The sequence below is a fragment of the Francisella philomiragia genome (genome assembly GCF_018135955.1).
In the GTDB taxonomy this organism is placed as follows: Bacteria; Pseudomonadota; Gammaproteobacteria; order Francisellales; family Francisellaceae; genus Francisella; species Francisella philomiragia.
On record NZ_CP063138.1, the window covers coordinates 828,492 to 843,273 of the forward strand.

Below are 14,782 nucleotides of genomic sequence, written 5' to 3' on the forward strand. Positions count from 1 at the left end.
TTACAACCTTTATATTAATAACTTGCTAGAAGAAAATATGATGACTAAAATGTTGGATTTATTATTGTAGATATAGTGAGTTTTTATAATAAAGTTTTTAGTTTTCTTAAATAATCTTTTGTTTTTCTTAAGCCTTCTGATTGGTTATTACATATCTCTGGTCTCATATTTTGATCTTGTGCATCCATCTCAGAAGAGCAATCTATAGCATTTTGTTCAAGTAAATATATTTTCCTCTTTTTATTAATTCCCATTCTATATATTAGATTTGCTTCTTTTAGCATATTCATTTATTCACCAGCTTAAGGTATCGTTTTGCTAAAGAAAAAAGAATTTTCTTTATTAACCAGAATCATTATGACATGGTACAGTTAGATTCACAAACACACTCACTGCAAAAAACACATAAGTATGTATTATTAAATTTATAGCTTCTAAAAGCTCAATGATATCTACAATAGCTACTAAAAATAGCCACTTCCAACATTCTAACAAACCACACAAAATCTAATCATACCAAGCCCAACAGCACTAACATACCACTACTAAAATCAGTATTTCTAACTTTTAAAAACATCTATCTTTACTAATTCATAAATATCTAGGTAATCACCGTATAGCTTTTGCTAATGCGATGGCTAAAATAAGCTCTTCGTTTGTATTTTTTGACTAATACCTTTTGTCACTGTATTACACCAAACCAGTTTGCCAATACCATATAAAATCAAGGTTTTGCCTGTGAGTTCCACCATGATTTTCTATGTTTTGTAATTGGCTGTCCTTCAAGTTGTTGTAACAGTGAAAGCAAAAGGAGCAAAAAATGACAACAAACTACGAGCCTCAAATTTATATCGCATGTTTAGCAAGCTATAACAATGGTATCTTATACGGTAAATGGATTGACGCAAACCAAGATGTTTCTGTTTTAGAAGAAGAAATCCAAGAGATTTTAGCAGATTCACCTATGCCAGATGCTGAAGAATGGGCAATACATGATTATGAGGATTTTGATAATCTAGGTTTGTCAGAGTATGAAAGCTTAGAAACTATTTCTCAAGTAGCTCAAAACATTGTAGAACATGGTGAGCTTTTTATAGAAGCTTATAAATATACAAACAATATTGATGAAGCTATCGAAATGATAAATGATCGTTTCATAGGTTTATATGACTCAATTGAAGACTATGCAGAAGAAACTACTGATATTTCATCAGTTCCAGAATATCTAAGATACTATATCGACTTTGAATCTCTAGCTCGTGATATTGAGCTATCAGGTGACATCACAACCTTTGAAATTGATAATCAAATCGCTGTTTTTATTTAGCATATTTCTTATAATTCAATCAAAATAATTGCTTTATCTTTTACTTGATTATTCAGTATTGTATATTAGATGTATACGCTCTAAAAAATCATCAAAAATGTTCAGTAACATTAAGTTATTAGATAGTTTAAAACAAGACTTATCTAAAAATACAAAGTTAGAAGTTTTTATAAAAAGTTTAAGCATTTATGGTTTTTACTTACTCAAAGAAGAGTTAGAAAGTGTCAAATCATTAGATATAAATATTGTAAGCGATATCAGTCAAACACAAATATTAACGAATATAGTAGGTACAGACAGAGAACTTGAGCTTAAAAATGAACTTAAACAAAAATATATAGCTAATCTTGCTAAAGAGATTATTTCTAGGGCTACAGTTACATATATACACAAACAACTCCCTGATAATTTTTATGTTATAAATAATGGTTTGTTTAAAAAACTAAAGGCTTATAAGGGATCTCAAGCAAATTTTGATGCTTTAGGAATTGGTTATTTAGCTGATAACTCACTTAGCTCGGTTGATAGTGTAGATGATCAGAGAAGTCTTAAAGATGGTTTGCAGAAAATAAAGCATTATATAGCTGGAGCAAAAAATTTTAAGAATGAAATTATCAATTATTTAGAAGAGCTATCAAAAGATAGAGAGCTGATAGATGTATATGCAATAACACTTTTAAATGTCTTTGATAAAATAGCAGAATCATTAGATGAAGATAATATTATTAACAAATCTACTGGTATAAAAGAAACAACCGTCTGGAATAAACTTTTTGATTTTCAAAAAGATGGTGTACTTGGAGCTATAGACAAATTAGAAAAATATAATGGTTGTATTATTGCGGATAGTGTTGGTCTAGGTAAGACATTTGAGGCATTAGCAGTTATCAAATATTATGAGTTAAGAAACAGTAGGGTACTAGTACTTTGTCCAAAGAAACTTAGAGACAACTGGATAGTATTTAAAGCTAATGATAAAAGGAATTTATTAGTAGACGATCATTTTAGATATGATGTTTTAAACCATACTGATTTGAGTAGAGAAAAAGGTTTATCTGGTGAGATTGATCTTGCTACATTGAATTGGGGTAATTATGATCTTGTCGTGTTAGATGAGTCACATAACTTTAGAAATATACCTACGAAAAAAGAAAAGGAAGAAACTCGATATTCTAAGTTAATGCACCAAATTATCAAATCTGGAGTAAATACTAAAGTTTTGATGCTATCAGCAACTCCTGTAAACAATAAGCTTAGTGACTTAGGTAATCAGTTAGCTATTATTACCAAAGATAATCCTACCGCTTTGCAAAAGCATGGAATAGATAACATAGATAATACACTAAGGACAGCACAAGCACGGTTTAATGACTGGTTAAAGCTTGATGTTGCTACTAGAACAACCCAAGATTTACTAGATAATTTAAATGCTGACTATTTTAATCTTTTAGATACATTCACTATAGCTAGATCTAGGGAACATATCAAAAAATACTATAATAATAGTGCTATTGGTGGTTTTCCTAAGAGACTAGAACCAAAAAATATATATTCAGCAATTGATATCAATAACAAATTTCCAAATCTTGCTGAGATAAATGAGAGTATTACATTTCTAGAGTTACCGATATATTCACCATTGCTATATGTCAAACCTAGCAAGATGCTAAAGTACGAAGAGAAATATGATACTGTTAATTTCAAGCAGGTAGATAGGGAGCGAAGCTTAATTAATCTTATGAGAGTCAATATTCTCAAAAGGATGGAAAGCTCGATAAATTCATTTTACTTGACTGTAAATAATATTCTCAAAAAGACCGAAGATATATTATCTAAATTGGATAAAATTCATGAGTTAGAAGAGCTAGATCTAGAGTCATTTGAGAGTTTGGATTTTGATTCACCACAGTTAGAAGAATATGTTGCAGGTAGTAAAACTAAAGTTTTAATCCAAGATATGGATCTGATTAAATATCGTCAAGCTTTAGAGAGTGATAGAGAAATTCTCGAAGAGTTAGCTACGCAAGCTGTTGATATTGATGCAAAGAGAGATAAAAAACTTCAAGAACTTAAACTAGTTGTTGATCAAAAAATTACTAATCCAATCAATGCTGACAATAAAAAAGTAATCATATTTACAGCTTTTGCTGATACAGCAATGTATTTGTATGAAAATATCCATAGATACTTGTTTGAAAAATATGGTGTACATAGTGCATTGGTAACTGGTAGTGGTCGTAATAAAACTACTATGCAAGGTGTCAAGCCTAATGATCTCAACGAGCTATTGACAAATTTTTCTCCTAAATCAAAATCAAGAGATAAATTAGATCCTAATGAGACAAGAGAGATCGATATACTTATAGCTACGGACTGTATATCAGAGGGTCAAAACTTACAAGATTGTGACTATCTGGTAAACTACGATATACATTGGAATCCAGTTAGAATAATCCAAAGATTCGGTAGGGTGGATCGTATTGGTTCGATAAATGAGCAAATACAGCTAGTAAACTTTTGGGCAGATATGGATCTTGATGAATATATCAATCTAGAAAGTCGAGTAAAAGGGCGAATGACAATGGTTGATGTTACAGCTACTGGTGAAGATAATGTGCTTAGTAATAGTCTTAAAAAAGAGATGCAAGATCTTCAATATCGCAAAAAACAGCTAAAAGAGCTACAGGAAAAAGTAGTAGATTTAGATGAAATAAGCGGAGGTATCTCACTTACTGATATTACATTAAATGACTACAAAATGGATTTGACAGGTATGAAGTCTAAATATACAAATTTAGAAGTATTACCTAAAGGGATATTTAGTGTTTTAGATGCACAACGCTTAGAGTTAAAATCTGGAGCTATTTTTTGTCTCAAAGATTTATCTGGTAAAAACAATCTTGATAACAAATATGCTTTATATCCATATTTTTTGGTATATGTCGCTGATGATGGAAGTATAATTCAAGAGTACAAACATACTAAAAAATCTTTAAATATTATTCGACATATACAAAAAAATGAAACTGGGTTAGATACAAGTGCTATAGCTAAATTTAATCAAAAGACTAAAAAAGCTAGTAATATGAAGCACTACAAAACCCTTATGGAAAAAGCTATTCAGCATATAATAGGTAAGACTGAAGAGAAAGGTATTGATAGCTTGTTTTCGACAACTCCAACAGTCATAGCTAATACAAATGCAAATTATATGAGTGATTTTGAAGTTGTATCGTATGTGATATTTGTATAAAAAAAAGAACAATTATGACTATAGAAAACATCATAGAAAATTTAAATATCCCAACTAGTAGAATATCAAAGCGTATACCAAAAAATAGCTTTGAGGCTAACACAAAGCTAACTACAGCTGAGAAAAAATACTTGGCAAATGATGTCAAGCTAGTAACTCTAGAATATTCTCTAGTTCAAAATAATATCCAAATCCCAGCTATCTTGGATGATGAATATAATTATAGTGCTATAAATATAATTTCAATTCAGTTAAATAATGTTAGAAACTTTAAAAAGATAGCTAGTGTTATAAATAAGAGTATTCCAACAGCAAATTTACTAGTTTTTTATCTAGATGATGAGCAGATACCTATGTACTTGCTACATACTCAAAGTAAGAGAATAAACCAAGCTGATAAGTCAAAAATGGTACTTTTAGAAGAGTATGATAGCAAATGGTTTGATGCTAATAACCATACAAATATTCAGCAAGATTTTCTAAAAAGTATACGATACGAGAACCTTGTTAAATATGACTTAAAAGCAATGTACCAAGATATTATGGATAAAACGGTAGCATTAGAAATAGCAACTAAGCTAGGCTATTTTAGTTTAGATGATATAGTAGAGAAAAAAGAAATCTTGAGACAAATAACAGAGTTAACAAAGCAAAATAATTCGCTAAGAAAAGAGTTTAAAAAAGCTATTAACTTCTCAGATAAAACTAGTTTAAATATGCAAATACAGGCTAATAAAAAAAGTATTGAGGATTTGGAAAATAAATTAAAAGAGTTAAATTCGTAGCCGATAACTATGTATCTAGTACATAGACTTACATCGGCATTTCAATTATTATTATAAGCATAACATTTGCAAAATACAAATATAATTTATGAAGCAAATAAATATACAAAAATTTATAACAGCCAAGAGAATAGCAAAATATTCTAGTTTAGAAAGCTATAAACTTAATATATTAGAGTCTCAAAAGTATTACTCTTCATTATCAATATTGGAAGTTTCTTTAAGAAATGCTATAGATTTTTATTTTACGGAGAGATATGGAGAAAGTTGGACAGACTTATTAGATGTTTTTAGATATAAAGAAATATCTAAAATAGAAGAAGCTAAAAGTTTTCTAAAATTGAAACAAGAAGAATGTACAAAAGATAAAATTGTTGCAGAGCTAAATTTTGGTTTTTGGACAAGCTTATTTTCAAAAACATATGAAGAGCAAATGAGAAAAAATAATCTCATCAAAATATTTAATAATTTACCAAAAAACAAGCAAATAAATAGAGCATATCTATCTAAAAAACTCAATAATATTAGAAATTTTAGAAATAGAATATTTCATTATGAAAAGATAATTAATAAGCCAGAATATTTAAATATTGAAAATGATATTAATGAAATACTAGAGTTTTTAGATAAAGAAATTTTAGGCTTTAGTATTGGTATAAATATATAAAATATAATAAATTCCCCTTCTATGAAGGGGTTGCAGTCGCAGACTGACGGGGTAGTTTTAGAAAGTGACCACCCCACCAACAAGTTGGCACCCCTCCACGGGAGGGGAATTAATAATAAAGGAAACAAATATGCAAAAACAACAACTAGACGGCAAAAGTATGGACATAGTAGAGAGCAACATAGACAAGCTAAAACAACTCTTCCCAGATGTATTTAGCCAAGGGCAGATAAACTTTGAAAAGCTACAAGCCGTACTAGGTGAGCGTATTTGTGAAGATGAAGAACACTACAAATTTACATGGCATGGTAAGAAAAAAGCCGAACATGAAGCGACTAAAACTCGTAGCACTGGCACACTTAGACCCGTAAAAGCAGATAGTAAACATTGGGATAGCACTAATAATATCTTTATAGAGGGTGATAACCTAGAAGTGCTAAAACTCCTACAAAAGAGCTATCACAATAAAATTAAAATGATATACATAGACCCACCGTACAATACAGGTAAGGACTTTGTATACAAAGACAACTACAAAGACAATCTAACCAACTACAAGAAAATCACAGGGCAAGTAGATGGCGAAGGCATGGTAATATCTAGCAATACCGACAAAAGTGGTCGCTACCATACCGACTGGCTAAATATGATGTACCCAAGGCTAAAGCTAGCTCGTAATCTACTCAAAGATGATGGTGTGATATTCATCTCAATAGATGATAACGAACAAGCCAATCTAAAGAAAATGTGTGATGAGATTTTTGGTGAGGATAATTTTGTAGGTAATATTACACGAAAACAAAGTAGTGGCTCTAAAAATGATACGGGCTACAATAAAATAGTTTCAACAACTGATAGTATTTTGTGTTACGCCAGAATGAACTTTGTTTTTTATCCTATCAGAGTTAAACCAAATAAAAAATATCAGTATTCTGATGAATATGGACGATATGATGTACGTGCATTGGAAATGCAAGGCGGTGATGATACCTTGCCGTTACGCAATAAAATGGGATATTCAATATACTATCATGCAGAGATTAAAAGAGTGGTAATAAAACATGATTATGATTTAAAAAATCAAAATGTCTATGAGTATCCTTGTGAAAATTTATTATCACAAGGATATGTATGTTATAGACCGAGAAAAAGAGGTAACGAGTATGGTATATGGCGTTGGGGAAAAGAAACTTTTTTGGATAAATATGCTAGTGGTGATGTGTATTTTGATAATACAAGAGTATATCTGAAAGAAAGAGAGGTTGAGTATATTGATAAGTATCCAGATTCACTTGTAGTAGATTATTTAAATACACATGGAACTAATGAGCTAAAGCATATTTTTAATGGTCGTAAGATTTTCAGTTTTCCAAAACCAGTATCATTAATAAGGTATTTAACATCTTTGTCAGTAAGTAAAAACGACATAATCCTAGACTTCTTTGCTGGTAGTGGCACCACGGGTGATGCTGTGATGCAACTAAATGCAGAAGATGGTGGTAACCGTAAATATATCTGTGTGCAACTTGATGAGCCTATCTGTGAAAAAGACAACAAAGAAGCTTTTAACTTCTGTACAGACCCTAAAAATAACTTTAAACCAGTTATTTCATCTATCACCAAAGAGCGACTTCGCCGTGCTGGTGATAAAATCATCACTGATGCTAAAAAAGAACTAACTGATTTATTAGCAAAATCACGACCAGACGCAGAGAAAATCAAAACAGCACAAGAGAAATTAGCTAGACTTTTAGGAAATTCCCCTTCCGTGAAGGGGTGGATTGCGAAGCAAGACGGGGTAGTTTTAGAAGGTGACCACCCCACCGACAAAGTCGGCACCCCTCCAGCGGAGGGGAATAAGGTAGATATTTCGCTCAGTGACCTTACCCACGACAACACAACAGGCTTAGACATCGGCTTCAAAGCATTCAAACTAGACACCTCAAACATCAAACCATGGGATGGTAAAAATATCTCTAACTTTGGCGACTTAGTAGAAGATATCGAAAACATCAAACAAAGCCGTAGTACAGATGATGTGCTTTATGAAATTTTACTAAAACTTGGTTTAGACCTAGCAGTGCCTATTACAGAGACAAATTGCAATGGCAGTACACTATATAACATCGGTATGGGAGCATTACTTATCTGCTTAGATAAAGCAAATGATGCAGTTATCTCAGAGATTATCAAAATCAAAAATGAAACCGAAAATACCGAGCTAGAAGTGGTTTTCAAAGATAGTGTATTTGAGAGTGATGTTGCTAAGACTAACTACAGCCAACAGCTAGAGTCTGCTGGTATCAAGACTGTGAAGGTACTGTAACTATGTCAAAAAGTGATGAAGATTTCGATATCAGAGATAGGTATTACAGAAATAGTATCTCACCACAATGGTATATGAACCATGCTATGGAAAATCTAGAGTCAGCAAGGATTCTTTCAAGTAATAAAAATGCACCTAAAAATGTTATCTATTTACTTTATGGATATGCTACAGAATTGTTTTTAAAAGCTACTTATTATGCTAAAAATCCAGAAAATAAAGAAGTAAAGAGTACTCATGATTTCGTCTTTTTATCTAAAGAATGTGAAATTTCTTTATCCGAGAATCAAAAGGATATTTTATCATTATTATCCAAATATGTTGTGTTTGCGGGAAGATATCCAGTAGCAAAGGATAAAGATAAACAAGAAGAGTTTGATGAGCTTTTTAGAAAATGCCATACAGAAGAAAGTGCAAAAATAGGCAATCTTTCTTTATTTAAATACACTGATAAAAAAACTAATTCTTTAAATGTCTATAATATAGAAGAGATAATAACTGAAATAGCAACAGAGTTTGATAAATATAGCATATAAAAAGTGATAAAAAATGAAAAAATTAAAATTAGACTTTGATAATAAACAAGCGCATCAATTAAAAGCTATTGATAGCATAATCAAAATTTTTGATGGGCAAACTCGTAGAAATGAGCTATTTACAGTAGAAGCAATCAAAGAAGAATCTGGACAATACTCAACAGATGAAAAATATGGTGAAACTACAGGTTACGGTAACAAGCTATCTATAACTAGTAGCCAGCTTTTAGAAAACTTGCAAAAAGTACAGCTAGATAACTCACTAGATATTTCAAATAACCTGCATAATAATAATTTCACTATAGAAATGGAAACAGGTACTGGTAAAACTTATGTCTACCTTAGAAGTATTCTACAGCTAAATAAGGACTATGGATTTACTAAGTTTATAATCGTAGTGCCAAGTGTGGCAATCCGTGAGGGTGTCAAAAAAACTCTAGAAATAACAGCTGAACACTTCAAAAAAGACTTTGAAAATGAGCCTTATGACTACTTTGTTTATAGTAGTGATAAACTAGGTCAAATCAGAGATTTTGCAACTAATAGTAATATCCAGATTATGGTTATGAATATAGATGCTTTTAATAAAAATACTAATAAAATCTTTGAGCATAATGACAGACTACAGGGTAAACCTATAGATATGATAAAAGGTACAAATCCTTTTGTAATCATAGATGAACCACAAAGTGTCGATACTACAGATAAAGCAAAAAATGCTATAGCTGAACTAAATCCATTATGTACTTTTAGATTCTCAGCAACTCATAGAGATATTTATAACCTTATCTATAAGCTAGACCCGATAGATGCCTACCAGCAAGGACTTGTTAAGCAGATAGAGGTTTTTTCTATTATCGAAGAAGAGAGCTTTAACCAGCCATATATAAAACTTGATAAAGTTAAAGCCACAAAAACAAAAACTACAGCAGATATACTAGTAGATATTCAGCAAAAAAATAATGTCGCTAGAGTTTCTAAAAAAGTAGAAAAAGGCGTAGACTTAGAAGATCTGACAGGTCGTAGTATCTATAGTGGCTATATTGTAGATGATATCTGGACAGAGAAAGACAAAGAATATATTAGTTTCTCTAATGATCAATTTATCCGACTTGGAGATGATAACTCTACTTTAAATCAAGATGAATTAAAAAGATTACAAATCCGTAAGACTATAGATACACACTTAGATAGAGAATTAGAATTTGCTAAAAACGGTATTGATGCTAAGGTTCTTAGTCTTTTCTTCATAGATAGAGTTGCTAACTATCGTGACTATGAAGTAGACGATCAAAAAGGTAAATATGCTAAATGGTTTGAAGAAGAGTATACAAAAGCTATCAAGCTACCAAAATATGAAACACTTTTTGAAAAGATAGATACCAACTTAGAAGCACAGCAAGTGCATGAGGGTTATTTTTCTTCAGATAAAAATGGTCTTAAAGACACTACTGGAATAACCAAAGCAGATGAGTCTACTTATGATCTTATTATGAGAAATAAAGAAAAACTTCTGAGTAAGTCCGAACCAATCAAATTTATATTTTCACATTCAGCTTTAAAAGAAGGTTGGGATAACCCTAATGTATTTCAAATTTGTACCCTAAATGAAACTAAGTCAGAAATGAAAAAACGCCAAGAAATTGGTCGTGGCTTGAGATTGTGTGTTGGTCAAGATGGTAAGCGAATTTTTGATAAAGAAATTAATATGCTAACGGTAATGGTTAATGAGCATTATCATAATTTTGTCGAGACTCTACAACATGAGATAGAAGAGGATGGCAATGTTAAGTTTGGATTATTACAAAGCTTTGATTTTGCTAAAATTCAAATCACAAATGAAGAAGGAAATTTAGTTGATCTTGGTCGTGAGAAGTCCAAAGAAATATTTAAACATTGCCAAGAAAAAGGCTATATCGATAGCAAAGGCAAAATCACAGATGAACTAAAAATAGCAATTAAAAATGATACTCTAGAAGTACCACAAGATATGCAAGAGCATAAGCAAGAGATTACGCAAATCCTCCAAAGCTTGACTAAAAATCTTGATATCAAAAATGCTAGAGCTAGTGTACTGGTCAAACCAAAAAAAGAAGTACTACTAAGCCCAGAGTTTAAACAGTTATGGGATAATATTTGTCATAAAACACAATATAGAGTAAATTTTGATAATCAAAGGCTTATCAATGCTTGTGTTGAAAGTATCAAAGCGAATATCAGTATCCATAAACGCAAAGTAGAAACTCTTAAAGCTAAGGTAAATGTATCAAAAGCAGGTACTGAAGCTACAGAGGTCGCCAAAGATAATTTGATAGTTAATTTTGGTGACCAACCATTACCAGATATTCTGACATATCTACAAAATGGTACAGGGCTCAAAAGACAGACTATTGCAGAGATACTTTCAAAATCAAATAAATTCAAAGATTTCCAGAATAATCCTCAACAGTTTATGGATGAGGTAAAAGCTGACATCAACAAAGTTAAACAGAAATTCATTGTTGATGGTATTTCTTACCATAGCACTGGCGATAAGTATGACCAAGAGTTATTTTTAAACCAAGAGATTAAAGGTTATTTGGATAACAATATGTATTCTGTAAATGGTGATAAATATCCTTTTGATCATGTTGTTTATGACTCTCAAACAGAGAAGAGTTTTGCTCAAGAGTGCGAGAAGCATGAAAAAGTAAATAAATACATTAAACTACCTAACTGGTTTAAGATACCAACACCATTGGGTAACTATAATCCAGATTGGGCTTTGTTTATTAAAGATGATGAAAATTCTGAAAAACTATACTTCATAGCAGAGACCAAAACCGATAAAACTACTCACTCTATAAACTCAAGTGAGCATGCAAAAATCAAGTGCGGTAGAGAACATTTTAAAACAGTTAGTAAAATCGCCAAGGATACAGTTTTTTATGATCAATGCGGTAACCTTGCTGATGTATTTAATCGTATTGAGAGTGAGAAGTAGGATTAATTATTAATTATTTATTAAATATTTCTTGAAAAAATAATATCTATCTCCATATATATCGATGAACAAATAGTTTTACAATCATTATACCATGGAGAATAATATGACAAAGATATCATTATCACATTTAACATTTTTATCTAGGCAAATTAATTCAGCTATTTCTGATGGGCATATTGCGTCTTATAGTTTCGAAGATATATACAATGCTATAGAATATAAAAACCTTGAAAAATTAGTTACAAATGAGGTTGCAGATTTTAGTATATTAAGCACAATACAAAAAGACGAGCTGGCATGGTTATATCAACAGCTTGCAAACGAGGCTAAATATTTTAGTGATGCTGGTAATGAAAGAGCTAAGTTAGGTCTTCATAATGATAATCATGGACTATTGCTATTGCAAGGTATGATTCTTGAGATTATTCAAAAGCATTATGAGTAATTTATTGAGGTAAACTATGCAAAAATGTAGTCTTGTTGGTTGCAATAGAGAGATATATCACCCATCATCTGATGACATCAAAGAATACTATAAAGATACTACTAAATGTATTCTTCATTGTGATAAATCTCACAGAATGAAATCAAATCACAGAACACAAATGGAGATTGATTTTAAAAAAGCCTTTACAGATTACATAGAAATTAATAATAGTAACAGTAGTGATATTACTATTATAGATATTCATTTCCCAGTTAATTATGATAAGTATGAAGATATATACGAGTACTTGTCATTATTAAATGACTATGACAAAATTCACTTTATAAACTGTTACTTTTATATGGAAAGTAATGGTCACTTTAATTTAGGAGATAAAACGGTATTATTTGATAGTTGTATTATTAAAGGTGATTTTTGGCAACTACATGATTATAAATCATTTTATAATTATGACAATGACTCAAAACATCTAAAACATATTTATCAGTACTGTATATTTGAAGTTAAAGAAATTTTTAACTCTTGTAAAGAATTAAATAGTAGTCAATTTTTTAGTTGTTCCTTTAAGGATCTAAGTTTGGAAGGCTGTTTAATTAATGAACCTTTATTTATATATAGAAATGATCACGGAGAAACTCAAAAAAGTGGTTTAAAATTTGAAAATATCAAGCTTAAAAACTCTAATTTTGATAGTCGCTTTGAAATAAATGAGTATAAAGATAGTGGTGGTGTATATATTGATGAGTGTTACTTTCAGCAAAAGTTTAATTTCAAAAATAATGAAGTATCTCATATTGAAATTAATGATACTAATTTTTCAGGTATTCTAGATTTGTTCAAAACAAGATCTGATTATATATTTATGCGCAAATGTACTCTAAATGAGATGGCTTTTTTTGAAGAATGTGAGTTTAGTATAAACAAAAAGGCATGTTTATCGAGCTATGAACATGTCACTTTTAAAGAGTTTGTAGGCTTTAGAAATACTAGTTTTTATAGTGGACTTGATATATCTAAATCGAACTTTTACAATAAAGCTAACTTTTTGAATATCAAAATAGAACCTAATATTTCAAATAATCAGAAAAAAAGCAATAGAGAAACACTAAGGATAATAAAAAATAGTTTTGATGATATTGGAAATCATATTGATGCCAATGATTATTTTGCTGAGGAATTAAGACAGCGAAAGATAGAACTATATAATTCTAAAAAAAATTTTGATAAAAAATTTATATTTGTTTTTAATGATCTAATATCAAAGTTTGGTCAGAGTTATTTCAGACCATTTATATTATTGCTTTTGAGTATTATTTACTTTCACATATTGACTAGTGAGGATATTACTAATTGGTATAAAAATATTGAATCAATAAAGTATATATTTAGCGCTCTAAATAGCATAATTAGAGATGCTACTTTTCTATCTGTTGTAATCAAAACCAATGATGGCTTAGCATTTATTAGAGCTATTTTCTATATTTGGTATGGAATCCTTATATGGAACATAATCATCGCAGTCAAGCGCCATGTAAAAAGATAAATATACTATGGATAGGTATGCTATTACATGTATATTTTCATTTCCTAAAAAATAATCATCAAAATTTACATTAAGCAGAGATGAAAAAAAGAAAATTTGTTAAATTTTATTGCTATTCAATATGTGGTATTTTATTATGTATTACATAAATAAATACTTAGTAATTAAACAATGAAATATCAATATGCAATATTATTTGATGAAACTTATCAAGATATGAACGATCAGCTAAAACTAATCGATGGATTATCCAAACAATATGAATGTGACATTAGTGATAAATCAAGCTGTAAATATACCTACTATATCTTTGCTAAAAATAAAAAATCTAAAGAAACATTTATTGAGAAGTATCAGGAACTTTTAGATAATGGGTTAGTAACACCATTTTCTCTATTTACTAGGCAAGTTAAAGAGCCTGCAATTATGAAGTTATTAGCAGATTCTAAAGATGATAAGGTCTTACATAGGCAGATATCAGCATATCCTAGAATTAAAAAACTAGTAACAGGAATATTAGAGAATTTAGATATTAGCAGAAAAGATTTATCACGATTAACATGTAGTACTCTCCAAGATATATATAATTGGGAGGCGATGAATGCGCTTCCCGATAAGCTAAAAACAAGGCTTATAGAATATTTATACTCTATAGATGACATTAACAAAGATAAGTTTATTAAATATTTAATGAGTACTTATGAAGAAATTGGATATAAAGTTGAAGTTTTATCTTGTGCTACTAAATTAGTTATTCCAGAGTTTAATAAAATATTTAAAAATAAGTCTGAGGCTAAGCATCATATACATGGGATACGAGAAAGGTTACATGGATTAAACTGTATCATTAGATTATCTGATTTTGATGATAATGAGTTAGAGACTCATAACACAAGAGATTGGAGCTAAAT

General features: G+C 30.2%; 11 protein-coding genes. 10 read left to right on the forward strand and 1 reads right to left on the reverse strand.

The window, feature by feature from the left end:
- Window positions 1-83: 83 nt before the first annotated feature.
- Window positions 84-290: a hypothetical protein gene (locus IMS64_RS04020; protein ID WP_012281109.1), complete on the reverse strand. Its 207-nt coding sequence runs from the start codon at window positions 288-290 to the stop codon at window positions 84-86.
- Between the two features lie 530 nt (window positions 291-820).
- Here IMS64_RS04020 and IMS64_RS04025 point away from each other — a divergent pair.
- From IMS64_RS04025 to IMS64_RS04080, 10 genes are all read left to right on the forward strand, one after another.
- Complete coding sequence (locus tag IMS64_RS04025) at window positions 821-1,327, forward strand: antirestriction protein ArdA (protein WP_211490978.1); 507 nt, start codon at window positions 821-823, stop codon at window positions 1,325-1,327.
- Between the two features lie 97 nt (window positions 1,328-1,424).
- A complete protein-coding gene (locus IMS64_RS04035) occupies window positions 1,425-4,580 on the forward strand; it encodes a helicase-related protein (protein WP_244972918.1) in 3,156 nt (1,051 codons plus the stop codon).
- A gap of 14 nt (window positions 4,581-4,594) precedes the next feature.
- Entirely contained in the window at window positions 4,595-5,365 is a 771-nt protein-coding gene (locus IMS64_RS04040; RefSeq protein WP_211490979.1) for a DUF4391 domain-containing protein, read from the forward strand.
- Between the two features lie 88 nt (window positions 5,366-5,453).
- The gene (locus IMS64_RS04045; RefSeq protein WP_211490980.1) at window positions 5,454-6,032 is read left to right on the forward strand and encodes a hypothetical protein; all 579 of its coding nucleotides are present in this window, start codon (window positions 5,454-5,456) and stop codon (window positions 6,030-6,032) included.
- A 130-nt stretch (window positions 6,033-6,162) separates the two neighbouring features.
- On the forward strand, window positions 6,163-8,358 hold the full coding sequence (locus IMS64_RS04050; RefSeq protein WP_211490981.1) for a site-specific DNA-methyltransferase: 2,196 nt from the start codon (window positions 6,163-6,165) through the stop codon (window positions 8,356-8,358).
- Between the two features lie 2 nt (window positions 8,359-8,360).
- The gene (locus IMS64_RS04055) at window positions 8,361-8,894 is read left to right on the forward strand and encodes a HEPN domain-containing protein (protein WP_211490982.1); all 534 of its coding nucleotides are present in this window, start codon (window positions 8,361-8,363) and stop codon (window positions 8,892-8,894) included.
- Between the two features lie 13 nt (window positions 8,895-8,907).
- A complete protein-coding gene (locus IMS64_RS09820; protein WP_244972919.1) occupies window positions 8,908-11,877 on the forward strand; it encodes a restriction endonuclease in 2,970 nt (989 codons plus the stop codon).
- A gap of 106 nt (window positions 11,878-11,983) precedes the next feature.
- On the forward strand, window positions 11,984-12,325 hold the full coding sequence (locus tag IMS64_RS04070) for a hypothetical protein (RefSeq protein ID WP_211490983.1): 342 nt from the start codon (window positions 11,984-11,986) through the stop codon (window positions 12,323-12,325).
- Between the two features lie 16 nt (window positions 12,326-12,341).
- A complete protein-coding gene (locus IMS64_RS04075) occupies window positions 12,342-13,871 on the forward strand; it encodes a hypothetical protein (protein WP_211490984.1) in 1,530 nt (509 codons plus the stop codon).
- Window positions 13,872-14,042: 171 nt separating this feature from the next.
- Window positions 14,043-14,780, forward strand: coding sequence for a hypothetical protein (locus tag IMS64_RS04080; RefSeq protein WP_211490985.1), 738 nt, complete (start codon window positions 14,043-14,045; stop codon window positions 14,778-14,780).
- The last annotated feature ends 2 nt before the right edge of the window (window positions 14,781-14,782 follow it).